Genomic DNA, 26273 nt, shown 5'->3' with positions numbered 1-26273 from the left:
CGGCCGAGCCCCCGCGCCCGAGCGGAACGCGGCCGGAACGCGCCGGTGGCGGCCCTCCGAGGAGGACCGCCACCGGGTGGTGCGGGTCGGGCCGACGTTCCGTCAGCCCTGCGGGGCGACCGCGTTGTTGCCGCCGGCCGGACCGCTCGCGCCGCCGGACGGGCTCCCGCTGGAGCTCGGACCGCCGGGGCTCGGCCGTCCGGTGGGCTTGCCGCTCGGCTTGCCGCTCGACGAGGGGCCGCCGGTGGGGCAGAGCGCCGGGACCAGGCAGGGCTCGTCGGTGCCGGTCGGGGACTCGCTCGGCCTCGTGGTGGCCGGTCCGGTCGGGGAGTTGGTGGTGTCCGGCACGGTCGGGGCGATCGTGGTCGGCGGAACCACCGGGGCGGTCTCGGTCGCGCTGGCCGACGGGCTGGCCGTGGACGGGGCGCCCGAGGAGTCCACCTGCTCGCCGATCTCCTCCGGCTTGGGGAAGGTCTCCTTCGGCTGGCCGTTCAGGATCGTCTTCATGTAGCGGGTGAAGATGTCGGTCGGGAAGTCACCACCGTGGACCTCGTCCTTCTTGGCGGTCCCGTTCAGGGTGAGCAGACCGGGCTTGCCCGGCTCCTCGCGCCACATGCCGACCGAGGTGACCAGGGAGGGCGTGTAGCCGACCCACCAGGCCGACTTGCCGCCGTCGGTGGTGCCGGTCTTGCCGGCGATCGGCCGGTTCAGCGCGTTGGTCTTGCTGCCGGTGCCGTTCTTGGCGACGTTCACCAGCACGTCGGTGACGTTGTCGGCCACCGGCTGCTCCAGCACCTGCTTCGGGGCCGCCCGGGTGAACTGCTTCTGCTCGGCGCCCTGGTGCACCACCTTGCTCACCGAGTACGGGTCGGTCTGCATGCCGCGGGCCGCGAACACCCCGTAGGCCGAGGCCATCCGGATCGCGCTCGGGGTGGAGGTGCCGAGCGGGAAGGTGGTGGTGGAGGAGTCGGCGAGGCTCTCCTTGCGCAGACCCATCTGCTCGACCAGCTCGCCGACCTTCTTGGTGCCGACGTCCTGGCCGAGCTGGACGAAGGGCACGTTGTAGGACTGCTCCATGGCCTTGCGCAGGGTCACGTAGCCGGGCTTGCTGCTGCCGCTGTTCTTCTGCCGGTAGGGCTTGCCGTCCTCCAGCACCGGCTGGCCGTTCAGGCCGCGGATCTCCGACTTGTCGTCGGCCAGGTAGCGGCTGTCGGCGTTGATCCGCTTCGGCTTGCCGTCGGGGCCGGTCTCGGTCTGCACGCCGTCCTGCATGGCGGCGGCCAGCACGAAGGGCTTGAAGGTCGAGCCGACCGGCACGCCGAAGGTGTCGGCGTTGTCGGTGTGGTGGCCCTTCTCGACCCCGTCACCGCCGTAGATCGCGATGATGGCGCCGTCGTTGGGCACCACGGAGGCGGCGCCGACCTGCACGAACCTGTCGGTGTCGGGGCGCTTGTTCTCGTCCAGGGTCTCGGTCCGGAAGTCGTCCACGGCCTTCTTCAGGGCGTCGACCTTGTCCTTCTGGAAGGTGGTGTAGATCTGGTAGCCGCCCCGGCCGAGCGCGGCCTCGGTGATGTTCTTGTCCTTGGCCATCAGGTACTTGTTGGCCAGCTCGACCATGTAGCTGACCTGGCCGTTCATGCTGGCCGAGATCTTCTTGGGCTGCGGCTCGGGGAACTCGGTGCAGCCCGCCCGCTTCTCCTTGGTGATGGCGCCGGTGACCACCATGCGGTCCAGCACCTCGTTCCACCGGGAGACCGCGCGGTCGTGGTTGGCCTTGATCGAGGGGTCGTAGTACGAGGCGCCCTTGAGCAGACCGGCCAGCATGGCGCTCTGACAGAGGTTCAGGTTCTTGGCGTCCACCCCGTAGTACGCCTGGGCGGCGGCCTGCGCGCCGGTGGCGCCGCGGCCGAACCAGCTGGTGTTGAGGTATCCGGTGAGGATCTCCTCCTTGCCCTTGTCCTGGTTCACCTTGAGCGTGATGATCAGCTCCTTGGCCTTGCGGCTCAGGGTCTGGTCCTGGCTCAGGTACGCGTTCTTCACGTACTGCTGGGTGATGGTCGAACCGCCCTGGGTCTCGCCGCCGGTGGCCATGTTGTACACGGCGCGGGCGATGCCCTTGGGGTCGATGCCGGTGTCGTTCCAGAAGCTGGCGTTCTCGATCGAGATGGCCGCGTTCTGCAGGTCCTTGCTGATGTCGGCGAGCCCGACCACCTGGCGGTTGGTGTCGCCCTGGCGGGTCATCTCGGAGCCGTCGGCCCAGTAGTAGATGTTGTTCTGGCGGTCCACGGCCGCGTTCAGGTCGGGCACCGGGGTGAGCGCGTAGGCCGCGCCGACCACCGCGACGCCGCTGCCGACGAACAGCAGGAAGACCGTCAGCTGCTGCTTCCAGGACGGGATCCAGCGCCGCACGCCGGTCTTGCCGAACCGCGGGTAGTCGATGAAGCGCTTCTTGCCGGGCTTCCCGGGCCCGCCGCCCTTGGCGCCCCGGCCGGGGCCGGACTCGGCGCCACCCTTGGCCCCGCCCTTCTGGGCCTGCCTGCGCATCTCCGCCCTGGTCAGACGGGGCTGCTGGGCGGTGGCCCTGGCCGCACCGGCCCGGGGGCCCGCGGCACGGGGGCCGGCGCCCGCGCGGTCGCCGCCGTAGACCGGCGCGCCCTCGGGCGGGGACCCGTACGCGTACGGACGGCCGCCGTCGGCCGGGTTCCCCTGCGGCCCCTGACCACCGTCCGGGTTCGGCGACCTTCGGCGTCGTTCGCTCATCTTCCAGCCACTCCTCGGTCCTCGTGCGCAGGCGTACAGAGAGCCCGTGCACACGCGACAGAGTACGCATCCGAAAAACGCACCTAATCGGGCATCAGATGACAAGCTGCGCATAACGCCGCCAGATCATTACATGCCCGTTGCCAACCTGGCCCCGAACGGCCCTTGACGGATGCTCAGCACGGACCGGCGAAATCCTGTGACCTCGTTCACCCGAGTCGCTCTTGCTCGTTCCGTGACCCAGGTTTACTGTTCTCGATATATCGAGCCGATACATCGGCACGACATAAGCGCACGGGTGGAAGGAGGCGGGGGACACAGTGAGCAGGCGCTCGGGAGTGCTGGAGTTCGCCGTCCTCGGCCTGCTGCACGACGCCCCGATGCACGGCTACGAGCTCCGCAAGCGGCTCAACGTCCTGCTCGGCTCGTTCCGCGCCTTCTCCTACGGCACGCTCTACCCCTGCCTGAAGAGCCTGGTGGCCCAGGGCTTCCTGGTGGAGGACAACCCGGAGGCCGAGTACGTCCCGGCCACCGCGCTCAACGGCAAGCGCTCGAAGATCACCTACCGGCTCTCCCCCGAGGGCAAGCAGCGCTTCGAGGAGCTGCTCGCCGACTCCGGGCCGGACGCCTGGGAGGACGAGCACTTCGGCGTGCACTTCGCGTTCTTCGGACAGACCGACAAGGCCGTCCGGATGCGCGTGCTGGAGGGGCGACGGAGCCGGCTGGAGGAGCGGCTGGAGCGGATGCGCAGCTCGATCGCCCGCACCCGCGAACGGTTCGACGACTACACCCTCGAACTGCAGCGGCACGGGCTCGAGTCGGTGGAGCGCGAGGTCCGCTGGCTGAACGAGCTGATCGAGACCGAGCGGGCCAACCGGGCCGGGCGCAGCCCCGGCCCGAACGAGAAGACTTCGGACGGCCGTGGCCAGGAGGCCGGGTCCTCGGACCCGCCGGGGCCACCGCACGACCGCCCGGGGCGTTCCTGACGGAGCGCCGAACCCGCCGCGCCCGGAGCGTGTGCGGCGGGACTGGGCGCGTCGCGCCCGCCAGAGAAGAGAAGTTGAGCGAGGCGGCCCGATCGGGCCGTCCTCATGAGATCAGTAGGGAGCAACCGGAATGGGTTCGGTTCGCGTAGCCATCGTGGGCGTCGGCAACTGTGCCGCGTCGCTGGTTCAGGGTGTCGAGTACTACAAGGACGCCGACCCCGCCGGCAAGGTCCCCGGGCTGATGCACGTGCAGTTCGGCGACTACCACGTCCGTGACGTGGAGTTCGTCGCCGCGTTCGACGTCGACGCCAAGAAGGTCGGCTTCGACCTCTCCGACGCCATCGGCGCCAGCGAGAACAACACCATCAAGATCTGCGACGTGCCGCCGACCGGCGTCACCGTGCAGCGCGGCCACACCCTGGACGGCCTCGGCAAGTACTACCTGGAGACCATCGAGGAGTCGGACGCCGCTCCGGTCGACGTCGTCCAGGCCCTGAAGGACGCCCAGGTCGACGTCCTGGTCTGCTACCTGCCGGTCGGCTCGGAGAAGGCCGCCAAGTTCTACGCCCAGGCCGCCATCGACGCCAAGGTCGCCTTCGTGAACGCCCTCCCGGTGTTCATCGCCGGCACCAAGGAGTGGGCGGACAAGTTCACCGAGGCCGGCGTGCCGATCGTCGGTGACGACATCAAGTCCCAGGTCGGCGCGACCATCACGCACCGCGTGATGGCCAAGCTGTTCGAGGACCGCGGTGTCATCCTCGAGCGCACCATGCAGCTGAACGTCGGCGGCAACATGGACTTCAAGAACATGCTCGAGCGCGAGCGCCTGGAGTCCAAGAAGATCTCCAAGACCCAGGCCGTCACCTCGCAGATCCGCGACCGCGAGCTGGGCGCCAAGAACGTCCACATCGGCCCGTCGGACTACGTCGCCTGGCTCGACGACCGCAAGTGGGCGTACGTCCGCCTCGAGGGTCGCGCCTTCGGCGACGTCCCGCTGAACCTCGAGTACAAGCTCGAGGTCTGGGACTCGCCGAACTCGGCCGGTGTCATCATCGACGCCGTCCGTGCCGCGAAGATCGCCCTGGACCGGGGCATCGGCGGCCCGATCCTGTCCGCCTCCTCGTACTTCATGAAGTCGCCGCCGGTGCAGTACTTCGACGACGAGGCCAAGGAGAACGTGGAGAAGTTCATCCGCGGCGAGGTCGAGCGCTGACCACGGCTCCCCTCCTGAGCCCCTGAACGGGGGCCCTGACGTTCCGTCAGGGCCCCCGTTCGCATGTCCGGGTGATGTTTCACGTGAAACACCGCCCGGGCCCGTGGCACCCTTGGCGGGTGGATCGGACGGGGAACGGCACATCGCTCAGCGCACTGCTCCGGGGTGCGGACTTCCGGCGACTGCTCACCGCCCGGGTGCTCTCCCAACTCTCCGACGGGGTCTTCCAGGTCTCACTGGCCTCGTACGTGGTGTTCTCCCCGGAGCGGCAGTCCAGCCCGGCCGACATCGCCTCGCTGCTGGTGGTGCTGCTGCTGCCGTTCTCCGTGGTCGGCCCGTTCGCCGGGGTGCTGCTGGACCGCTGGCGCCGGCGCCAGGTGCTCTACCTCGGCAACCTGGCCCGCTGCGGCCTCGGCCTCGCCACCGCCGGACTGCTGCTGGCCCGGGCGCCCGAGTGGCTCTTCCTGCTCGCCGCCCTGCTGGTCACCGCGCTCAACCGCTTCATCCTGGCCGGGCTCTCCGCCTCGCTCCCCCGGGTGGTCCGCCCCGAGCAGCTGGTCACCGCCAACGCCCTCTCCCCCACCCTCGGCACCGTCGCCGCGACCTGCGGCGGCGGCCTCGGCTTCCTGGTCCACCTGGTCGTCCCGGCCGGCGCGGGCGCCGACGCCCTGCTGGTCACCACGGCCGCCGTGCTCTACCTCTGCGCCGGCCTCTCCGCCCTGCGGATGAGCCCCGACCTGCTCGGCCCCGACCACCACCCCGACCGTCCCCCGCTGCACCTCGCCCTGGCCCTGGCCACCCGCGAACTCGCCGACGGCGTACGGCACCTGGTGCGGGACTGCCGCCCCGCCACCCACGCACTGGCCGCCGTCACCGCCGCCCGGTTCTGCTACGGGATCCTGGTCGTCACGGTGCTGATGCTCGCCCGCTACACCTTCAACTCCCCCGAGGACATCCCCGGCGGCATGGCCACCCTCGGCCAGGCGGTGGCCGTCTCGGCGGTCGGCTTCTTCCTCGCCGCGCTGATCAGCCCCTGGTGCACCCGCCGCTTGGGCATCGCCGGCTGGCTCACCGGCTGCACCGGCGCCGCCGCGGTCTTCGTCCCCGCCCTCGGCCTCACCTACGCCCTGGTCCCCTGCCTGATCGCGGCCCTGCTGCTCGGCCTGGTCACCCAGTCCGTCAAGATCTGCGCCGACACCGTGGTCCAGGAGTCCGTCGAGGACGCCTACCGCGGCCGGGTCTTCGCCCTCTACGACGTCCTCTTCAACCTCGCCTTCGTCGCCGCCGCCGCCGTCACCGCCGCCCTCCTCCCCCTCGACGGCCGCTCCCCCGCCCTGATGCTCGGCACCGCCCTCCTCTACGCCGCCACCGCCGCCCTCTACAGCCGCTCCGCCCGCACCCGCTGACGCCGCCTCACCCCACCCCGGCCCGGTACCGCCCCCAGCACCACCCGCTCCAGCCGCTCCACCCGGCCGCCGAGCTCGTCCAGCTTCCGGCTGTTCCGGCCGACCTCCAGCACCAGCGCGTTCAACACCGGCACCACCGCCGTCCCGATCACGTCCCGCACCACCTCCCCCGCCACCCGCGCCACCGCCGCGTCCACCGACCCCTCGGGGTAGGGCGACCGGTTGTCCACAGGCCGCTGCACAGAGTTATCCACAGGGCGCAGGCGGTAGGTCTCCTCCGTGTCCAGCAGGTGGTACCGCACCTGACGTGCGGTTTCGCTGTCCCGCAGCAGCATCGCCACATTCAGCACCGCCCGCCGGCTGAACAGCGCGAGCGACCTGGCGCGGGACTGGATCCCACAGAGTTGCTTGAAACAGCTCAGTTGGGCACCCGTGATCGTCCGGTAGCCGCTGTCCTCCAACTCTTGCCGGTGGTCATGCACAACGGCCTTGATCACCGTCTCCCCGACCCCGAAGTACCGCGCCACACCCTCCGTCGTGATGTGCACCCCGTCCGGCATCAGCACCAGCGCCTTCACCCGCTCCAGCACCTCGACGCGCTCCGCGACCACCGCCCGCATCGTCGGGGACTCCAACAACACCGCGTCCACCGCCATGGCCGTGCTCCTCTCCGGAAGCCGGGTCCTTCCCGCTCCCGAACAACAGGGCACCACGTCCACCCAACCACCCACCAAGGCCGACGAGTTGGAGCACACCATCGAGCGGATCCGCTAAAGCGACAAGTGTTCAGGCGATCTTGGAGCGAGCACCGGTGAACGACAGTGGGGGGCGTCCGCGCTGGACGCCCCCCACTGACCTCCTGAAAGGAGGTCAGTCCTGCTCCGCCCACCACTGCTTGAGGGCGGCCACCGCCTCGTCGTGCTCCATCGGGCCGTTCTCCAGCCGGAGTTCGAGCATGTGCTTGTAGGCGCGGCCGACCTGCGGGCCGGGCTTGAGGTCGAGGAGCTGCATGATCTGGTTGCCGTCCAGGGCGGGCCGGACGGCGTCCAGCTCCTCCTGCTCCCGCAGGACGACGATCCGCTCCTCCAGGGAGTCGTACGTCCGGGAGAGGGCGGCGGCCTTCTTGCGGTTGCGGGTGGTGCAGTCGGAGCGGGTCAGCTTGTGCAGGCGCTCCAGCAGCGGGCCGGCGTCGGTGACGTAGCGCCGCACCGCGGAGTCGGTCCACTCCCCGCCGCCGTACCCGTGGAAGCGCAGGTGGAGCTCGACCAGCCGGGAGACGTCCTCGGTCATCTCCTTGGAGTACTTGAGCTCCCGCATCCGCTTGCGGGTCATCTTGGCGCCGACCACCTCGTGGTGGTGGAAGGAGACCCGCCCGTCGGACTCGAAGCGGCGGGTGCGCGGCTTGCCGATGTCGTGGAGCAGCGCGGCGAGCCGCAGCACCAGGTCGGGGCCGTCCTGCTCCAGGGCCACGGCCTGCTCCAGCACCGTCAGCGAGTGCTCGTAGACGTCCTTGTGCCGGTGGTGCTCGTCGCTCTCCAGCTGGAGGGCGGGCAGCTCGGGCAGCACGTGCGCGGCCAGCCCGGTGTCGACCAGCAGCCGCAGGCCCTTCACGGGGTGGTCGGCGAGCAGCAGCTTGTTGAGCTCGGCCTGGACCCGCTCGGCGGAGACGATGGTGATCCGCTCGGCCATCGCGGTCATCGCGGCGACCACCTCGGGCGCCGGGGTGAAGTCCAGCTGGGCGGCGAACCGGGCGGCCCGCATCATCCGCAGCGGGTCGTCGGAGAAGGACTCCTCGGGGGTGGCGGGGGTGCGCAGCGCCCGGGCCTCCAGGTCGTCCAGGCCGTGGTGCGGGTCGACGAACCCGCGGCCGGGCAGGTCGACGGCCATCGCGTTGACGGTGAAGTCCCGTCGGACGAGGTCCTCCTCAATGCTGTCCCCGTAGCTGACCTCGGGCTTGCGCGAGGTGCGGTCGTAGGACTCGCTGCGGTAGGTGGTGATCTCGATCAGGAACGACCCGTCCGCTGTGTCCTTGCGGGCGCCGACGGTGCCGAAGGCGATGCCGACGTCCCAGACCGCGTCCGCCCAGCCCTTGACCAGCTTCAGCACCTGCTCGGGGCGGGCGTCGGTGGTGAAGTCGAGGTCGTTGCCGAGCCGGCCGAGCAGCGCGTCCCGGACCGAGCCGCCGACCAGGGCCAGCCGGTGCCCGGCCGCCCGGAACCGTCCGGCGATCTCGTCGGCGACCGGGGAGACCCGGAGCAGCTCTTGCAGGCCGCGGGCCTGGGCCTCGGTCAGGCCGGGAGCGGCGGCGCGGACGGCTTCGGTACGGGACAGCGGGGCGCGGGCGGGCTCGGCGCCGGGATCATTGGCAGTGGACACGGCTCACAAGGGTACGTGCCCGCCCCGGCTGTCCGCCGCCCGGTTTCGTCCGGTTCACCCGGGGTGCGCCGGGCTCCGGCCGTCCACCGCGCCACCGGACGCGCACCGCAGACCCGCTGCGCACCCGCCGCGGACCCGCCACGGCCCCGGCCGCACGGCCACCTTCCCACCCCGTGAAGGCGCCTGACGACCCGTCGGACGGAGCTGCCGCGCGGTCGGCCCGGAGCCCGACGGTTCGGTCACGCCCCGTGAGCTCCCGGCCCGCAACACCAGCGCGCCACCGGCCTCGTTACCATGCCGGTGGTGAGATCCCGGCCCGGGCCTCGGCTGCCGCTGCGGTATCCCCTTCCAGATCCCCTTCGAGGTCTGGATCGGTTCCATCGAGTTCCATCGAGTCATCCGATCCAGAGCCCTCCGATCCAGAACGGCGAGGTCGACACGCGTGGGTGAGCCGGTGCGGCACCAGGGGCAGGGCACGGCGGGCGGGGCACGGCGACGCCGATGGGTCCGGCCGCTGTCGGGGCTGCTGACCGCCGCCGCGCTGCTGGCCTGCGGCACGCTGCCGGCCTCGGCCCGGCCCGTCATGGCCGCCGGTGGCCCGCCCGCGCTGTCCCCGACCGCCTCCGCGGAGTACCCGGCGGTGGTCACGATCGACTCGGTGACCCCCCACGTGGCCACCCAGCAGACTCCGGTCACGGTCACCGGAAAGGTGACCAACGCGGGGCCCGCGCCGATCAGGGACGTCACGGCGGGCCTGCGCACCCCGAAGCCGGTGAACAACCGCAGCACCATCGACTCGATCGTCCGCCGCACCGACCCCATCAACGCGGACGGCACCGCCCTCGCCGCCGGCCGGGAGGGCCTGGGCAACCTGGCACCGGGCGAGAGCCACACCTTCACCGTCACCCTGCCGGTCGGCGAGCTCAAGCCGACCAAGGGCGGCGTCCTGGAGCTGGCGGTGGACGCCTCGGGCAGGACCCCGGACGACGACGACCCGCACGCCCTGGGGATCGCCCGGACCTTCCTCCCCTTCAACTCCGAACCGATGCCGCAGCCGACCCAGGTCGCGGTGGTCTGGCCGATCACCCACGCCCCGGAGCTGGTCGCCCAGACCATGGGCACCGAGAACGACCAGACCGCGGTGCTGCGCGACGACTCGCTGGCCACCGAGCTGGCCCCCGGCGGCCGGCTCCACCAGATGGTGCAGACCGGCAAGGAGCTCCCCGGTCTGACCTGGGTGGTCGACCCCGACCTGCTGGACACCGTGCTGGCGATGACCCGGGGCTACCGGGTGCAGAAGCCGGGCACCGCCGGGGAGTCGGCGAAGGAGGAGAACACCGTCGCCGGCACCGGTCGGGACGCCGCCACCGAGTGGCTCAAGCTGCTGCGCGCGGCGGTGGCCACGGCCGGCAGCCAGGTGGTCTCGCTGCCGTACGCCGACCCGGACCTGGCCTCGATCGCCCACGAGGGCTCGGGCCTGCCCGGCATGGACACCGCGCTGCGCAAGGCGCACACCGCCGGTGAGGTGACCACCGAGGGCCGGCTCTCGGTGGACGTCACCTCCAACGTGGCCTGGCCCTACCAGGGCCAGCTGGACCAGCAGATCGCGGCGACGGCCCGCACCACGGGCGGCGACGTCCTGCTGACCAGCGGCGCCGCGCTCTCCGACAGCGGGCTGGACTACACCCCGAACGCGGCCCGGCCGATCGGCGACGGGCAGACCGCCGTGGTCGCCGACGCCACCATCTCCACCCTGTTCCAGCAGGACCTGAGCACCCCTGCGGCGCAGTCCGCCGCGATCCAGCGCTTCCTCGCCGAGACCGTGACGGTCAACCACCAGCGGACGGACCCCCGCACCCTGCTGGTGCTGCCCCCGCGCAACCTCAGCGGCGCCGCGGCCGAGACCCTGGCCAAGGCGGTGGGCGCCGCCCAGCAGGGCGGCTGGACCAAGCTGGTGAAGCTGGACACGGTGGCCACCGCCCCGGCCGACCGCAACGCCAACGGCTCGGTCCCGGACCCGGGCGACTACCCGCAGCACCTGCGGGCCGGCGAGCTGACCCGGGAGACCCTGTCCCAGGTGATGGGCATCCAGGGCAAGCTCGACCAGCTGCTCTTCATCCTCACCCAGCCGCAGCGGGTGCGCGGGCCGTTCAACGCCGCGATGGTCCGCTCGATGTCCACCCAGTGGCGCGACCAGGGCCCGGCCGGCTCCACCTACCGGGCCGGGGTGCAGAACTACCTGGACGGCCTGATCGGCGCGGTCAAGCTCACCCCCAAGAGCACGGTCACCCTCGCAGGTGACAACGGGATCGTCCTGGTGAGCATGAAGAACGACCTCAACCAGGCGGTCGGCAACCTGCGGATCAGGCTCTCCTCCAGCCAGCCGAACCGCGTCCACGTCGGCGGCGCCGACCCCGTGGTGGTGGAGGCGGTCACCAGCCGCACGCTCCGCTTCAACGCCAGGGCCAAGAGCAACGGGCCGGTCCCGATGACCGCCCAGCTGGAGACCACCAACGGCTACCCGTACGGCGAGCCGATGTCCTTCACCGTGGAGGTCACCTCGGTCACCTCCGGCGTGCTGTACGTCATCGGCGGCGGCGTGATCCTGATGCTGCTGGCCGCCGTCCGCTTCACCCTGCAGCGGCGCAAGCGGGCCGACGAGCCGCACGAGGACCCCGAGGCCCTCCTCGACGAGACCACCGCGCCGTCCGGCACGGACGGCACCTCCGGCACGGACGGCACCTCCGACACGGACGGCACCTCCGGCACGGACGGCGCGGAGGCCGGGGACACCGCGGGCAGCGGGCCCGGCGGGACCGCCTCCGACGCGGCCGCCGGGACGGGACCGGCGGCCGGAGGCACGTCGCAGGAGAGCGGCGCAGGTGCCGGGGAACACGCCTCCGGTGATGAGAAGGTGGGTCACTGAGCCGCCCCGCCCGGGCGGACGTACCCGACCAGCGATGAGGTGGCATGAGCGGGCCGCGCGAGGACCGAGCACAGGGCCGTGAGCAGGGACGCGCCGCGGGGCAGGACGGCCCGGCGGCGCAGCCCGCCGACTGGTACCTGACGGACACCTACGCCCAGGACCCCTACGCGGTGGACCCGTACCCGACCGAGCCCGGTCCGGACCCGTACGGGACCCGCACCCCGGCGGCCGCCGTCCCGCCGCAGCACCCGGCCCCCGAGGAACCCGCCGGGACCGAGGCCGCCGCCACCGGACCGTCCACCGACGCCGACCCGCCGCTCCCGGCCCACCCCCTGCACCCCCTCGCCGCCGCGGACGACCCGCAGACCCTCCGGCTGCTCCAGCCGTCCGGGCAGCGGCCGGCCGAGACCGGCCTGACCGCCCCCGCGCCGCGCTGGGCCTCGCTGGCCGCCGAACCGCTCACGGACCCCGCCGCCCCGTCTGCCCCGGCCGCCCCCGCCGCCGACCCGGCCGACCCGACCGCCGAGTACGTCGGCGTGGACGGCCTGCTCGCGGCCGCCGGCGGCGGTACCGCCGGAGCGACGACGGCGGGCACCCCCGCGACCACGGCGGCCGCCGCGCCCGGCAGGGACGGCGGCAGCGGCCCGGACGGCGAGGAGCCCTACGTCCCGCCGATCGAGTTCGACCCGCCGCTCTCCGAGGCGGAGGCCATCGGCCCGCCGGCCACCCCCCTCACGCCCCCGGTGGCGGCCGAGCAGCCCGCCGCGGCCGCCCCCGCCAGGCCGGCGGCCGGCGGCAAGGTGGCCAGCCTGGTCAACTCCAGTGCCCTGATGGCGGCCGGCACCCTGGTCTCCCGGGGCACCGGCTTCCTGCGCACCATGGTGATCGCCGCCGCGATCGGCGTCGGCACCATGGGCGACTCGTACAACGCGGCCAACACCCTGCCGACCCTGCTCTACATCCTGATCGGCGGCGGCGCGCTCAACGCGGTCTTCGTCCCGCAGCTGGTCCGGGCGATGAAGAACGACGAGGACGGCGGCACCGCCTACGCCAACCGGCTGCTCACCGTGGTGATGGTCGGCCTGGCCGGGGTGACCTTCCTGGCCGTGCTCGGCGCCCCGCTGCTGGTGCAGCTGATCTCGCACTCGCTGATGAAGGACCCGGCCAGCGCGGACACCACCGTGGCACTGGCCCGGTACTGCCTGCCCACCATCTTCTTCATGGGCATCCACGTGGTGATGGGTCAGATCCTCAACGCCCGGGGCCGGTTCGGCGCGATGATGTGGACCCCGGTCCTCAACAACGTCGTGGTGATCGCCACCTTCGGGATGTACATCTGGGTCTACGGCACCTTCCAGCACAGCGAGGTGACCCCGGGGACCATCGCTCCCGAGGGCATCCGGCTGCTCGGCATCGGCACCCTGCTCGGCCTGGCCGTCCAGGCCCTGGCGATGGTGCCCTACCTGCGGGCCGCCGAGTTCCGCTTCCGGCCGCGCTTCGACTGGCGCGGCCACGGCCTGGGCAAGGCCGCCCGGCTGGCCAAGTGGACCTTCCTGTTCGTCCTGGCCAACCAGGCCGGGTACCTGGTGATCACCCAGCTGGCCACCGCCGCCGGCTCGGCCGCCGAGGCCACCGGACACCTGGGCGTCGGCCTGGCCGCGTACTCCAACGCGCTGCTGATCTGGCAGCTGCCGATGGCCGTGATCACCGTCTCGGTGATGAGCGCGGTGCTCCCCCGGCTCTCCCGTTCGGCCGCCGACGGCGACGCCGGGGCGGTCCGCGACGACCTCTCCTACGGGCTGCGCACCTCCGCGGTGGCGATCGTGCCGGCCGCCTTCCTCTTCCTCGCCCTCGGCCCGGTGATCGGCAGCGCGATCTACGGCTTCGGCAACGGCGGCGCGGTCGCCCACGGCACCACCGCGATCGGCTACATGCTCTCCGCCTTCGCCCTGGGGCTGATCCCCTACTCGGTCCAGTACGTGCTGCTGCGCGGCTTCTACGCCTACGAGGACACCCGCACGCCGTTCGCCAACACCGTCTGGGTGGCGGGCTGCCAGGCCGCCTTCGCGGTGCTCTGCTGGTACCTCCTGCCCTCGCAGTGGGCGGTCACCGGGATGGCCCTCGGCTACGGGCTGGCCTACGCCGTCGGCGTGGCGGTGGCGGTGCCCAAGCTGAAGGCCCGGATCGGCGGGCTGGACACCGGACGGATCGCCAAGACCTACGTCCGGCTGGCGATCGCCTCGGTGCCCGCGGCCGCGGTCGGCGCCGGCACCGGACTGCTGCTGAACGACGCGCTCACCGGCGTGCTCGGCGACTGGCCGGGCTCGGTGGTCACCCTGGTGGTGGCCGGCGGGCTGCAACTGGCCGTCTTCGGTCTGATCGCCCGTCGGATGCGGATCGAGGAGCTCAACGCGATGATCGGTATGGTGCGCAGCAGGCTGGGACGCTGACCCACCGTCAGCCGGGCCGGGGTCCTCCCGGCGACGGCGCAACCCACCGAGCGGTGAACTCCGGCCCGACACGGCCGGAACGCAACCGGTCGGTTCGCCCAGCGGTCGTAGCAGGGGAGGAAGAGTGGGCACAATTGTCCTGGCACGCCGCCGCCCTCCGGGGCCGGGACGACGGCCGACTTTCCGGAGCCCGGGGCGACGCAAGGGGAGGCAGGACAACGGTGGCTGATGGCACCAAGGCGGTAGTCGACACGTCCACGGCTGACGACACGGCGGTGGCCACCGCTCTCGGGGGCGTCTCCGACCTGCGCGCCGACGGCACGAGGGAGCGGGCGGCCGAGGCCACCGCACCGCTCTCCACCGCCGAACTCGCCGCCGAACTCGCCGACCGGCCACCGCTGTCGGAGCGCACCGACCTGCCCGACGGGGACGACGCCCCGGACGGGGACGCCGACGACGACGTCCCGGCGGGCGCGTCCCGGGGCGCGGCCCCGCACCCCGCCCGGGCGGCCGCCGAGGCCGCCCGCGCGGCGGTGCGGGCCACCGACCCGCCTGCGGCCACCCCCGAGGAGCTGGCCGCCACCATCGACCAGCCCACCGGCGAACTGCCGCTGCTCCGCCCCGCCCCGGTCCGGCACAGCGGCGACCGGATCGCCGACCGGTACCGGCTGGAGGAGTGCATCACCCAGTCCGAGCACTTCAGCAGTTGGCGGGCGGTGGACGAGAAGCTCCGCCGTCCGGTCGGCGTGCACCTGCTCTCGGCCGGCCACCAGCGGGCCCGCGGGGTGCTGGCCGCCGCCAAGTCGGCCGCGCTGCTCGGCGATCCGCGCTTCGTCCAGGTGCTCGACGCGGTCCAGGACGGCGACCACGTCTACGTCGTCCGGGAGTGGCTGCCCGGCGCCTCCGACCTGGCCCAGCTGCTCGCCGAGGGCCCGATGGAGCCCTACGAGGCCTACCAGATGGTCCGTCAGGTCACCGACGCCATCGCGGCCGCGCACCGCCGCGGCCAGGCGCACCTGCGGCTCACCCCGAGGTGCGTGCTGCGCACCGACAGCGGCCAGTACCGGATCAACGGCATCGCGGTGGACGCCGCGCTGCGCGGGCTCCCGGACGAGGACGCCTCCCGGACCGACACCCGGGCCATCGGGGCGCTGCTGTTCGCCGCCCTGACGCACCGTTGGCCCTACCCCGAGGACCGCTACGACCTCCAGGGCGTGCCGAAGGGGCTGGACTGCGCCCCGCCGGAGCAGGTCAAGGCGGGCGTCCACAAGGGCCTCTCCGAGCTGGCCGCCCGGGCGCTGTGCGAGCACCCGCCGCACCACCTGGACCCGATCACCACGCCGGAGGAGCTGGCCAAGGCGATCGCGCTGATGCCGAAGGTCCGTCAGCCCGAGCAGCCCGCACCGTCGTTCGCGCCGCCGCCGCTGCCGCCCCGCCCGCACCGGCCCCAGCAGCCGCACGGCCGGGCCCAGCAGCACGCCCCCCAGAACTCCCCCGCCCACACCGCCCCGCACCCGCACCCGCTGCCGCACGAGGCGCCGCAGCCCCGCCCCCGCCGCCCGCGCCTGCGGCGGCTGGTCCGGCTGACCGCCTCGGTGGTCGCGCTGGCCGTCATCGGGGTGGCCTCCTGGCAGCTCGTCAGCTACTACAACGACCGGTCCGGGACCGAGGTGCACGACAAGGGCACGACCACCGGCCCGACCGCGACCGGCAACCCGGCCGCCCCGCCCGGCAAGCCCCTCACCATCGCCGGCGTCTCCGACTTCAACCCGCTCGGCACCGGCCCGGAGCACACCAGTGAGGTGCCCAGGTCCTTCGACGGCGACCCGGCCACCAACTGGTCCACCTCGGGCTACGAGGATGACCTGGGCGGGGCCTACAAGGCCGGCACCGGCCTGCTGGTCGACCTCGGCAGCGAGCAGCAGGTGAGCTCCGTCGAGGTCCAGTTCGCCGGCGGCAGCAGCAAGATGGAGCTCTACGCGCAGCCCAAGGGCACCGCCTCCGCACCGCGCGTGGACAGGAACGGCCTGACCTCCTTCGGCAGCCCGGTGGCCACCCAGCAGGGCCCCCAGGTGGAGCTCAAGCCCGGCCAGCCGCTGACCACCCGTTACCTCTTGCTCTGGCTCACCAGCATCCCCAAGGATGGGGCGGACGGCCGGTACCGCGGCCGGATCGCCGAGGTGAAGGTCACCGGCTGACGGACGGAGAGGGGGTGGCGGTGACGGAGGAGGAGCTCCCCGACGCCACCCTGCTGGCACGGCACGCGGCCGGCGACCCGGACGCCTTCGGCGTACTGGTCCGCCGCCACCGCGACCGCCTCTGGGCGGTCGCGCTGCGCACCCTGGGCGACCGCGAGGAGGCCGCCGACGCCCTCCAGGACGCCCTGGTGTCGGCCTTCCGGGCCGCCCACACCTTCGAGGGCCGCTCGGCCGTCACCACCTGGCTGCACCGGATCGTGGTCAACGCCTGCCTGGACCGGGCCCGCCGCTCCGCCAGCCGCCCGGCCACCCCGCTGGACCAGGAGGAGCACCGCCTGGACCGCCTGCTGGGCAGCGCCGAGGCCACCGAGGCGGTGGTGGTCCGGGCCGAGCTCCGGCGGGAGGTGACCGCCGCGCTGGCCGCCCTGCCGCCGGACCAGCGGGCCGCACTGGTGCTGGTCGACATGCAGGGCTACGGGGTGGCCGAGGCGGCCGAGGTGCTGGGCGTCCCGGTCGGCACGGTGAAGAGCCGCTGCGCCCGCGGCCGGGCCAGGCTGCTGCCGCTGGTGCGGCACCTGCGCTCGGTTTCACGTGAAACCGAGCCCGCCCCCGGCGCCGCTGTTTCACGTGAAACGGCCGACGGGAACCGGAACGCCGCCCCGCCCGTCCCAGAGCAGCCGGGCCCCGGCCAGGCCATGAGAGGAGACGTGACCCCGCGATGAACCACTCCTCCCCCACCGAGCCCTGGTCCGGCACCGACCACCCCGACGTCGACCTGCTGGCCGACCTGGCCGAGGGCCTCACCGACCCCGCCCCGGCCGCGGAGCTCCGGGCCCACCTGGCCGGCTGCCCGGAGTGCACCGACACCCTCGCCGCCCTGGACGAGGTGCGCGAGCTGCTGGGCTCCCTGCCCGCCGAGGAGCTGCCCCCCGAGGTGGCCGGGCGGCTCGACGCCGCGCTGGCCGCCGAGGCGGCCGCCCCGGTGGTGCTCCCGTCCGGCCGGTCGGACGCCCGGGCCCGCACCCGGCAGCGGCCCCGGTCACCGCGGCGACCGCGGCTGCCCCGCCGGGTGCTGGTCGGCGCCGTCCTGGCGGTGCTCGGGACCGGCCTGGCCGGCGCGCTGCTCCGGAGCCTGCCGACGGACGGCGGCACCGTGACCGCCTCCTCCGGCGCCGCGAAGGCGGACACCGCGGCGATCGGGCCCGACGGCTCCGGTCCGCTGTTCACCGACGAGGGGCTGGCCGCACAGGTGCGGCAGCTGGTCGGCACCGGGGCCCCCGCGATCGCCGGCGGGAAGGGCTCGCCCTCCAGCCGGCCCCCCGAGGTCCCGGGCGCCGGCGACGGCGGCCTGCTCCCCTCCTCCCCCGGCGGCGGGAGCCCCGAGGCCTCCGGGAGCGGTACCGGCGCCGAGACCGCCACCGGGGCCACCGCGCAGCCCTCCTGCCCCGGCCTCCCCGCCGGGCAGCCGCTCGCCCGGACCGCCGGCCGGTACGGGCCGGAGCGGGTGACGGCGCTGGTCTTCCCGCTCGGCCCCGACCGCTACGACACCTACCTGGTCACCCCCGACTGCCGCACCCTGCTGCACCGCACCGTCCCGGCCCGCTGACGGGCCCCGGACGGCCGACGGCCCCGGGGCTCCCGTCCGCCGGAGAACGCGCGCCCAGGTGACGTTGTCCCACCGGACCGCCCACACTCCGGGCGCCTGTCACGGCAGGGAGCGGGAATGAGGGAGACTGGTCAGTCGTTGTCCCCGGCGGCGGGGCAGGACCGCCCTCCCGCACAGCGCGGGGCCGCGATGCGAACCAGGAGAAGCAGTGAGCGACGTCCGTAACGTGATCATCATCGGTTCCGGCCCCGCCGGGTACACCGCTGCGCTCTACACCGCCCGTGCCTCCCTCAAGCCCTTGGTCTTCGAGGGCGCGGTGACGGCCGGCGGTGCGCTGATGAACACCACCGAGGTCGAGAACTTCCCCGGCTTCCGGGACGGCATCATGGGCCCCGAGCTGATGGACAACATGCGGGCCCAGGCCGAGCGCTTCGGCGCCGAGCTGATCCCGGACGACATCGTCGCGGTCGACCTCACCGGTGAGATCAAGACCGTCACCGACTCCGAGGGCACCGTGCACCGGGCCCGCGCGGTGATCGTCACCACCGGCTCGCAGCACCGCAAGCTCAACCTGCCGAACGAGGACAAGCTCTCCGGTCGCGGCGTCTCCTGGTGCGCGACCTGCGACGGCTTCTTCTTCCGCGACCAGGACATCGCAGTGGTCGGCGGCGGCGACACCGCCCTGGAGGAGGCGACCTTCCTCTCCCGCTTCGCCAAGTCGGTCACCGTGGTGCACCGCCGCGACAGCCTGCGCGCCTCCAAGGCGATGCAGGAGCGCGCCTTCGCCGACCCGAAGATCACCTTCGCGTGGGACAGCGCGGTCGAGGAGATCCACGGCGACCCGAAGCTGAGCCACCTGACGCTGCGCGACACCACCACCGGCGAGCTGCGCGAGCTCCCGGTCACCGGCCTGTTCATCGCGATCGGCCACGACCCGCGCACCGAGCTGTTCAAGGGCCAGCTGGAGCTGGACGCCGAGGGTTACCTCAAGGTCGAGGCCCCCTCCACCCGGACCAACATCCCCGGCGTCTTCGGCGCCGGTGACGTGGTGGACCACACCTACCGCCAGGCCATCACCGCCTCCGGCACCGGCTGCGCCGCCGCGCTGGACGCCGAGCGCTACCTGGCCGCCCTGGACCACGAGGCCGCCCAGGCCACCGCCGCCGTCGCGGTCTGAGAAACAGAACAGCGCAGCGCGTTGTTCTCACCAGCACACCCCCGTTCTGACCCTGAGGAGTTCCCGTGGCCGGCGCCACCATCAACGTGACCGACGCGACCTTCGACGCCGAGGTCCTGAAGAGCGACAAGCCCGTCCTGGTCGACTTCTGGGCCACCTGGTGCGGCCCGTGCCGCCAGGTCGCCCCGATCCTCGAGGAGATCGCCACCGAGCACGGTGAGAAGCTCACCGTGGCCAAGCTGGACGTGGACGCCAACCAGGGCACCGCCGCCCAGTACGGCGTGATCTCCATCCCGACGCTGAACGTCTACCAGAACGGCGAGCTGGTGAAGAGCATCACCGGCGCCCGCCCGAAGGCCGCGCTGCTCCGCGAGCTGGCCGAGTACCTCTAGGGCTCACCACGCCCTGACGGCGAAGGGCCTCCCGGTACCCACCGGGAGGCCCTTCGCCGTCCGTCCGCCCGGACCGTTCACCCGGACCGTTCGCCTGGACCGTCCGCCCGGACCGTCCGGCAGGACCGTCAGAACGGCCGCAGCGCGGGCTCCTTGCGCGGGCCGCCCCGTGCCCGCGCGCCCCCGAGCAGCCGCTCCAGCGCGGTCTCCACGTCGCCCTTCCAGGAGAGCGCGGAGCGCGCCTCCAGCCGCAGCCGCGGGTACCGGTGGTGCGGCCGGACGGTCTTGAAGCCGACCGCCCTCAGGTGGTCGGCCGGCAGCAGGCAGCTGGGCACGTCCCGGCCGGCCGCGCCGAAGGCCTCGACCGCCTTGAAGCCCCGGGCCACCACGTCCTTCACCACGGTCTGCACCAGCACCCGCCCGATCCCCTGCCGCTGGTAGCCCGGCAGCAGCCGACTGACCATCAGCTGAACGGCGTCCGGCGAGACCGGACTGGTCGGGAAGGAGGCCGAGCGCGGCACGTACGCGGGCGGCGCGTAGAGCACGTGGCCGACCGGGCGCTCGTCCACGTAGACCACCCGGCCACAGGAGCCCCACTCCAGCAGCACCGCGGAGATCCAGCCCTCCTTCTCCAGCTCCGGCTTGCCGCCGTCCTCGGCCGCCCTGCCACTCACCGGGTCCAGCTCCCAGAACACGCAGGAGCGGCAGGGCAGCGGAAGGTCCGCCAGATTGTCCAGCGTCAACGGAACGATCCTTCGCCCCACGCCCACGCCTCCTCAGCGCTCCCCCGCCGGCACGCTCCCGACGGTCCGTCAGCCCACCGGAACACTCTCACCCGAAACGGCGGCGGGTGCATGTTTCACGTGAAACATGCACCCGCGTCGCCGTCTCCGCCCGGAGGCCGGGAGGGTCAGCCGCCGGAGAGGCGGAGCCCCTCCTCGCCCGGGGCCAGGCTGTCCAGGATCCGGTTCAGGTCCTCCACCGAGGCGAACTCCAGCACCACCTTGCCCTTGCCGAGCCGACCGTTCCGCTGCGAGACCTCGACCTTGACCCGGGTCTCGAAGCGGTCCGAGAGCCGCGCCGAGAGGTCGTTGAAGGCGGGCGAGATCAGCTTGCCGGCCTGCGGCCGCGCCGCCCGCTGCGGCTTCTGGTCCTGGTCCATCACCGCGACGATCTCCTCGGTGGTGCGCACCGAGAGCCCCTCCGCGATGATCCTGCGGGCCAGCTGGTCCTGCGCCTCGGCGTCCAGCACGCCGAGCAGCGCCCGGGCGTGACCCGCCGTCAGCACCCCGGCGGCGACCCGGCGCTGGACCGTGGGCGAGAGCTTGAGCAGCCGCAGGGTGTTGGAGACGTGCGAGCGTGACCGGCCGATCCGGTCGGCCAGCTCGTCGTGGGTGCAGGAGAAGTCCCGCAGCAGCTGGTCGTAGGCGGCCGCCTCCTCCAGCGGGTTCAGCTCGGCCCGGTGGAGGTTCTCCAGCAGCGCGTCGAGCAGCAGCTTGTCGTCGTCGGTGGCCCGGACGATGGCCGGGATGACGTCGAGTCCGGCCTCCCGGGAGGCGCGCCAGCGCCGCTCACCCATGATCAGTTCGAAGCGGCCGACCGCGGTCTGACGGACCACCACCGGCTGGAGCAGGCCCACCTCCTTGATGGAGGCGACCAGCTCGGCCAGCTTGTCCTCGTCGAAGACCTCGCGCGGCTGGCGCGGGTTCGGCGTGATCGAGTCCAGCGGCAGCTCGGCGAACCGGGCACCGTCCACCGGGGCCAGCGCGGTGAGCTCGTCCTCCAGCGCGCTCCGGCCCGCGGGCACGGCGGCGTCCCGGGCCAGCTCGGCCGCGACCTTGGCGGCCACCGTGCCCCGGTCGGTGGGCAGGGCCGGCAGCGCGCTCGGCGAGAGCGCCCCGGCCGACCGCTCCGGGACACCGGTACCGGCCGCCACGGCCGGAGCCGCCGCCGGCGTCGCCGCCGGGATCAGTGCTCCGAGCCCGCGTCCCAAGCCCCTGCGCCCACCACTCACCGGTTGTCCTCCATCGTGCTGCCGTGCTGTGCCATCGGGGCCGGCGCGCCGGTGCGCTGCTGGCCCAGGGCGGCGCCGGACTGCTGCCCGGCCACCGCCGGCCCCGCCGAGCGCAGGGCGAGTTCGCGTGCCGCCTCCAGGTAGGAGAGCGCCCCGGTGGAACCCGGGTCGTAGGTCAGCACGGTCTGTCCGTAGCTGGGCGCCTCGGAGATGCGGACCGAGCGCGGGATCGCCGTGCTCAGCACCTCCTGGGCGAAGTGCGTCCGGACCTCCTCGGCCACCTGGGCGGCCAGTCTGGTCCGGGCGTCGTACATGGTGAGCAGGATGGTGGAGACGTGCAGCGCCTGGTTCAGGTGCGCCCGGACCAGCTCGACGTTCCGGAGCAGCTGGCCGAGTCCCTCCAGCGCGTAGTACTCGCACTGGATCGGGATCAGCACCTCCTGACCGGCCACCAGGGCGTTGACCGTCAGCAGCCCGAGCGAGGGCGGACAGTCGATCAGGATGTAGTCCAGCGGCTGCTCGTAGGCGGCGATCGCCCGCTGCAGCCGGCTCTCCCGGGCCACCAGCGAGACCAGCTCGATCTCCGCGCCGGCCAGGTCGATGGTGGCGGGCACGCAGAACAGCCCCTCCACGTCCCGGACCGGCTGCACCACGTCGGCCAGCGGCTTGCCCTCGACCAGCACGTCGTAGATCGACGGCACCTCGGCGTGGTGGTCGATGCCCAGCGCGGTGGACGCGTTCCCCTGCGGGTCGAGGTCGACCACCAGGACCCGCAGCCCGTGCATGGCCAGCCCGGCGGCCATGTTCACGGTGGTGGTGGTCTTGCCGACGCCGCCCTTCTGGTTGGCCACCACGATCACGCGGGTGGTGTCCGGGCGGGGCAGTCCTTCGCCGGCCCGTCCGGCGGCCTCCACCGCAGCCATGGCGGCCCGTGCGATGGGCGTGTCATCGACGTGATCGATGGTCTCCGACTCCTGCATGGGGGTCAGTGTTTCACGTGAAACCGGAGCGGCAACAGTCACCGCCCGGCTGCGGCCGAGGATTCCGGAAAGCAGTGAGCGACGTTTCACGTGAAACACCATGCCCGCAATGTCGGAAATCTGACGGTGCGACACTCCGACTCCCGGCCCCGTGCCCCCGTGCGCCCCCCGAACGCGACGGAGCGGGCACCCAATCGGGTACCCGCTCCGCGGAAGTGAACACTGGGCGAACCCCGGCCCGCCCCGGCCCCGTGTCAGCGCCGGCGACGCGCTCCGCCGCTCCGGCCACCGGACTCGCCGGCCCGGGCACCGCGCCCGGCCCGGGCCGCCTTGGCCCGCCGGGTGGCCGCCTTGACGCCACCCGGGCTCTCCCCCGCCTCCACCCGGACCACCCGGGTCGAGGTCTCCAGGGTGCCCTCGCCGACCGCGATGACCGACCACTTCACCGCACCGAGCTTGGTCAGCGCCGACCGCGAGTCGGCCAGCTCCTGCTCCGCGGTGTCGCCCTTGAGCGCGAGCATCTGTCCGTACGGACGCAGCAGCGGCAGCCCCCAGCCGGCCAGCCGGTCCATCGGCGCCACCGCCCGGGCGGTCACCACGTCCACCGCCAGCTTGCCGACCATCTCCTCGGCCCGGCCGCGCAGCACCGTGACATTGGTCAGCCCCAGCTCGCGGACCACCTCCTCCAGGAAGGTGGTCCGCCGCAGCAGCGGCTCCAGCAGGGTCACCGAGACGTCCGGGCGGGCCATCGCCACCGGGATGCCGGGCAGCCCGGCCCCCGAGCCGACGTCGCAGAGCGAGGCGCCGGGCGCCAGCAGCTCGGCCAGCACCGCGCAGTTCAGCACGTGGCGGTCCCAAAGCCGGGGCACCTCGCGCGGACCGATCAGTCCGCGCTGCACGCCCGCGGTGGCCAGCAGCTCGGTGTAGCGCACGGCCACCGGGAGCCGGTCCCCGAAGATCTGCTGCGCCACCGCCGGAGCCTCGCCCGGTCCCTGCGGACCGTTCTCCTCCGGGGTGCCCTCGGTCGCCACGCCGTCCGTGTCCATCTCAGCCTCTCCGCTCACCGTCTCCACTCACCCGCGCTACCGGACACTCTGTCACGAGGGCGCCGTTTCACGTGAAACAGCACCCTTCTGACACTCGCTCAGCCGCTCGGCCAGTCCGCCGCTCGCCCGCTCCGCCGCTCAGCCGCTCCCAGCGACGACGACCCCGCCCGCACGAGGCGGACGGGGTCGTCGGACCGGACCAGCTGCGCGCCGCGGTCAGCGCGGCAGCACGACCACGCAGCGCTGGGGCTCCTCGCCCTCCGACTCGCTGCTCAGGCCGGCCGCCGCCACCGCGTCGTGCACCACCTTGCGCTCGAACGGCGTCATCGGACGGAGCTTCACCTGCTCGCCCGTCGACTTCGCCTTCTCGGCCGCCTCGGCCCCCAGCTCCGCCAGCTCCGCGCGCTTGCGCGCCCGGAAGCCCGCGATGTCCAGCATGAGGCGGCTGCGCTCGCCGGTCTCGCGGTGCACCGCCAGCCGGGTCAGCTCCTGGAGCGCCTCCAGCACCTCGCCGTCCTGGCCGACCAGCCGGCTCAGCGAGCGGTCGTTGCCTTCGCTGACGATGGAGACCAGGGCGCGGTCGCCCTCGACGTCCATGTCGATGTCACCGTCGAGGTCGGCGATGTCGAGCAGACCCTCCAGGTAGTCGGCCGCGATGTCGCCCTCCTGCTCCAGGCGCGAGACCAGGGTGTCGGTCGAGGACTCGGCGGCGGAGGTGGTGCCTTCCGTCACTGGTGGACTCCTTCGGGAATGGGCCCTCGGGTGGGGCCGAGAACGAAGTTCAGGGGGCCGCTGACGGCCGGGGATGGAGCCGGGTCAGGACTTCTTCTTCGGCCGCTGGCCGCCCTGCTGGCCACCGCGCTTCGGCTGCTGCCGCTGGCCGCCGCGGGCTGCGGCCGGCTTGGCCGCACCGCCCTTGGCGCCGGCGCCGGCGTCCTTCTCCAGGCTGGCCTTCGGCTCGGCCGCCGCAGCCGCGTCGCCCGCTGCGGTCGGCTCGGTCTCCTCGACCGCGGCCGTCTGGGCACCGGTGTGCTGACGCTGCGCCTTGGTGGTCTTCTTCGGCTGCTGCCGGCGGACCTGCACCGCGTCCTGCACCGCCGTCTGGGCCTGCGCCTCGGCGCCCTTCTTCGCACCGCCACCGGTGAGCATCGCCATCAGCGAGCCCTTCTTCACGGTGCCGTCCGGGTTGAGCCGGCCCGCCTTCTTCAGGCGTTCCTGGCGCTCGGCGAAGGCCTGGGAGCCGGGCGTCGGGTTGTTGCGGATGACGATCAGCTGCTGGCCCATCGACCAGACGTTGGTGGTCAGCCAGTAGAGCAGCACACCGACCGGGAAGTTGATGCCCATCACGGCGAACATGATCGGGAAGACGTACATCAGCATCTTCTGCTGCTGCATGAACGGCGTCTTGACCGTCAGGTCCATGTTCTTGGTCATCAGCTGGCGCTGCGTGATGAACTGCGACAGCGACATCAGGATGATCATCCCGGCGGTGACGACCTTGACGCTGGCCTCGTCGCTCTTCAGGAAGGTCGCCGAGAGCGGGGCGCCCAGGATGTGCGCCTTCTGGGCGCTCACCAGGAGCGTGGAGTTGATGACGCCGATGGTCTTGCCGTCGGCGACCGAGGCGAGCACGCCGTAGAGGGCGGTGAAGAACGGCGCCTGCACGAGGATGGGAAGGCAGCTGGAGAACGGGTTGGTGCCCGCCTCCTTGTACAGCTTCATCATCTCTTCGGACTGGCGCTGCTTGTCGTTCTTGTAGCGCTCCTGGATGGCCTTCATCTTCGGCTGGATCGCCTGCATGGCCCGGGTCGCCTTGATCTGCTTCACGAAGAGCGGGATCAGGCAGATCCGGATGACGATCACCATCGAGACGATGGCAAGGCCCCAGGCCCAGCCGCCGTCCGGGTCGAAGACGTGGCTGTACAGCGAGTGGAACTGGACGATGATCCAGGACACCGCTGTGTAGAGGGGACTCAGAAAACCGAAGGTCACCGGTCAGACTCCTTGGACATCGGGCTAGCCACCGGCTCTGGCCCGGCGGTCCCGCTCGGGGGGCTCAGCAGATCGCGCAGCCGACGGTGCCAGACCGGGTGCTTGCGCGGCGGTACATGGTCGACCCCACCGGGGGACCACGGATTGCATCGAAGGATGCGCCAGGCGGTCAGACCGCTTCCCTTGATCGCGCCGTGCGTCCTGACCGCCTCGTACCCGTAGTGCGAGCACGAGGGGTAGTAGCGGCAGACCGGTCCGAGCAGGGGACTGATGGTCCACTGGTAGAGCCTGATCAGCCCCATCAGCAGGTACTTCATCGCCCTGCTCCCGTCGGCGCGCTGCCGGTCGGCTCCGCCCGGAGCAGCCGGCGGAGCGCCGCGTCCAGGTCCTGTTCGAGATCGAGGTACGAGGCCGCCCCCGCGGGGGGAAGCGCGCGCACCACGATCAGGCTACCTGCGGGCAGCAGCGCCAGACGGTCACGGACCAGGTGGCGCAGCCGACGCTTCACCAGATTGCGCACGACGGCGGGGCCGACGGCCTTGCTCACGACGAAACCCGCACGCGCCGAAGGAGACCCCTCGGCGACGTGCGGGCTGGTGTCGCTGTTCCGGTCGGCGCGGCCCCCGGCGGATCCGTCTCTGTTGAGATGGACCACCAGCAGGGGCCGGCCGGCCCGGCGACCGCGTTTCACCGCGGTCGCGAAGTCCTGGCGCCGCCGCAGCCGATTCTCGGAGGGCAGCACTGCAGACCC

General features: G+C 72.7%; 21 protein-coding genes. 10 read left to right on the top strand and 11 right to left on the bottom strand.

Translation table 11 applies throughout. From position 1 onward, the window contains the following. Positions 1 to 102 precede the first annotated feature (102 nt). Positions 103 to 2760, bottom strand: a complete 2658-nt coding sequence (locus ACWEPF_RS20935) for a transglycosylase domain-containing protein (protein WP_452173706.1) — start codon at positions 2758 to 2760, stop codon at positions 103 to 105. Positions 2761 to 3080: 320 nt separating this feature from the next. On the opposite strand from ACWEPF_RS20935, the gene ACWEPF_RS20930 reads away from it, so the two are divergent. From ACWEPF_RS20930 to ACWEPF_RS20920, 3 genes are all read left to right on the top strand, one after another. Next, positions 3081 to 3746 (top strand): PadR family transcriptional regulator, encoded by a 666-nt coding sequence (locus tag ACWEPF_RS20930; protein WP_345290513.1) that lies wholly within the window; start codon positions 3081 to 3083, stop codon positions 3744 to 3746. A 130-nt stretch (positions 3747 to 3876) separates the two neighbouring features. Further along, positions 3877 to 4959 carry an inositol-3-phosphate synthase gene (locus ACWEPF_RS20925; RefSeq protein WP_345290514.1) on the top strand — a complete coding sequence of 361 codons (1083 nt, stop codon included), beginning with the start codon at positions 3877 to 3879 and terminating at the stop codon, positions 4957 to 4959. A 119-nt stretch (positions 4960 to 5078) separates the two neighbouring features. Further along, a complete protein-coding gene (locus ACWEPF_RS20920) occupies positions 5079 to 6365 on the top strand; it encodes an MFS transporter (protein WP_452173705.1) in 1287 nt (428 codons plus the stop codon). Here ACWEPF_RS20920 and ACWEPF_RS20915 read toward each other — a convergent pair. Beyond that, positions 6338 to 7021 carry a restriction endonuclease gene (locus ACWEPF_RS20915; protein WP_452173704.1) on the bottom strand — a complete coding sequence of 228 codons (684 nt, stop codon included), beginning with the start codon at positions 7019 to 7021 and terminating at the stop codon, positions 6338 to 6340. The two genes, ACWEPF_RS20920 and ACWEPF_RS20915, sit on opposite strands and share 28 nt — an antisense overlap. A 214-nt stretch (positions 7022 to 7235) precedes the next feature. Beyond that, the gene (locus ACWEPF_RS20910; RefSeq protein WP_452173719.1) at positions 7236 to 8696 is read right to left on the bottom strand and encodes a CCA tRNA nucleotidyltransferase; all 1461 of its coding nucleotides are present in this window, start codon (positions 8694 to 8696) and stop codon (positions 7236 to 7238) included. A 487-nt stretch (positions 8697 to 9183) separates the two neighbouring features. Here ACWEPF_RS20910 and ACWEPF_RS20905 point away from each other — a divergent pair, with 487 nt between their 5' ends. From ACWEPF_RS20905 to trxA, 7 genes are all read left to right on the top strand, one after another. Then, a complete protein-coding gene (locus tag ACWEPF_RS20905; RefSeq protein WP_452173703.1) occupies positions 9184 to 11667 on the top strand; it encodes a DUF6049 family protein in 2484 nt (827 codons plus the stop codon). A 44-nt stretch (positions 11668 to 11711) separates the two neighbouring features. Beyond that, positions 11712 to 14117, top strand: coding sequence for a murein biosynthesis integral membrane protein MurJ (gene murJ / locus ACWEPF_RS20900; RefSeq protein ID WP_452173702.1), 2406 nt, complete (start codon positions 11712 to 11714; stop codon positions 14115 to 14117). Between the two features lie 221 nt (positions 14118 to 14338). After that, positions 14339 to 16315 carry a protein kinase family protein gene (locus ACWEPF_RS20895; RefSeq protein ID WP_452173701.1) on the top strand — a complete coding sequence of 659 codons (1977 nt, stop codon included), beginning with the start codon at positions 14339 to 14341 and terminating at the stop codon, positions 16313 to 16315. Continuing rightward, on the top strand, positions 16312 to 17037 hold the full coding sequence (gene sigM, locus ACWEPF_RS20890; protein WP_452173718.1) for an RNA polymerase sigma factor SigM: 726 nt from the start codon (positions 16312 to 16314) through the stop codon (positions 17035 to 17037). The genes ACWEPF_RS20895 and sigM overlap by 4 nt, the downstream gene beginning before the upstream one ends. Beyond that, a complete protein-coding gene (locus tag ACWEPF_RS20885) occupies positions 17034 to 17921 on the top strand; it encodes a zf-HC2 domain-containing protein (protein ID WP_452173700.1) in 888 nt (295 codons plus the stop codon). The genes sigM and ACWEPF_RS20885 overlap by 4 nt, the downstream gene beginning before the upstream one ends. Before the next feature lie 208 nt (positions 17922 to 18129). Continuing rightward, a complete protein-coding gene (trxB, locus tag ACWEPF_RS20880) occupies positions 18130 to 19098 on the top strand; it encodes a thioredoxin-disulfide reductase (RefSeq protein WP_345290522.1) in 969 nt (322 codons plus the stop codon). A gap of 65 nt (positions 19099 to 19163) precedes the next feature. Further along, entirely contained in the window at positions 19164 to 19490 is a 327-nt protein-coding gene (gene trxA, locus ACWEPF_RS20875; RefSeq protein WP_345290523.1) for a thioredoxin, read from the top strand. A gap of 128 nt (positions 19491 to 19618) precedes the next feature. On the opposite strand, the gene ACWEPF_RS20870 is transcribed toward trxA, so the two are convergent. From ACWEPF_RS20870 to rnpA, 8 genes are all read right to left on the bottom strand, one after another. Next, positions 19619 to 20254 carry a GNAT family N-acetyltransferase gene (locus ACWEPF_RS20870; RefSeq protein WP_345290524.1) on the bottom strand — a complete coding sequence of 212 codons (636 nt, stop codon included), beginning with the start codon at positions 20252 to 20254 and terminating at the stop codon, positions 19619 to 19621. 146 nt (positions 20255 to 20400) lie between these two features. Next, entirely contained in the window at positions 20401 to 21504 is a 1104-nt protein-coding gene (locus ACWEPF_RS20865) for a ParB/RepB/Spo0J family partition protein (protein ID WP_345290525.1), read from the bottom strand. Then, the gene (locus ACWEPF_RS20860) at positions 21501 to 22586 is read right to left on the bottom strand and encodes a ParA family protein (protein WP_452173699.1); all 1086 of its coding nucleotides are present in this window, start codon (positions 22584 to 22586) and stop codon (positions 21501 to 21503) included. Before ACWEPF_RS20860 ends, ACWEPF_RS20865 begins: the two co-directional genes overlap by 4 nt. Positions 22587 to 22738: 152 nt before the next feature. Next, positions 22739 to 23530: a 16S rRNA (guanine(527)-N(7))-methyltransferase RsmG gene (gene rsmG / locus ACWEPF_RS20855; RefSeq protein ID WP_452173698.1), complete on the bottom strand. Its 792-nt coding sequence runs from the start codon at positions 23528 to 23530 to the stop codon at positions 22739 to 22741. A 216-nt stretch (positions 23531 to 23746) separates the two neighbouring features. Beyond that, entirely contained in the window at positions 23747 to 24262 is a 516-nt protein-coding gene (locus tag ACWEPF_RS20850; RefSeq protein ID WP_345290528.1) for a Jag family protein, read from the bottom strand. An 84-nt stretch (positions 24263 to 24346) separates the two neighbouring features. After that, positions 24347 to 25522 carry a membrane protein insertase YidC gene (yidC, locus tag ACWEPF_RS20845; protein ID WP_452173697.1) on the bottom strand — a complete coding sequence of 392 codons (1176 nt, stop codon included), beginning with the start codon at positions 25520 to 25522 and terminating at the stop codon, positions 24347 to 24349. After that, positions 25519 to 25839, bottom strand: coding sequence for a membrane protein insertion efficiency factor YidD (gene yidD, locus ACWEPF_RS20840; RefSeq protein WP_345290530.1), 321 nt, complete (start codon positions 25837 to 25839; stop codon positions 25519 to 25521). The genes yidC and yidD overlap by 4 nt, the downstream gene beginning before the upstream one ends. After that, the gene (rnpA, locus tag ACWEPF_RS20835; protein ID WP_345290531.1) at positions 25836 to 26264 is read right to left on the bottom strand and encodes a ribonuclease P protein component; all 429 of its coding nucleotides are present in this window, start codon (positions 26262 to 26264) and stop codon (positions 25836 to 25838) included. The genes yidD and rnpA overlap by 4 nt, the downstream gene beginning before the upstream one ends. Between the last annotated feature and the right edge of the window lie 9 nt (positions 26265 to 26273).

It is taken from the genome of Kitasatospora sp. NPDC004289 (genome assembly GCF_053602875.1).
Note: the sequence above shows the minus strand (reverse complement) of the source record. Positions and strands in the feature narration are given on the sequence as shown.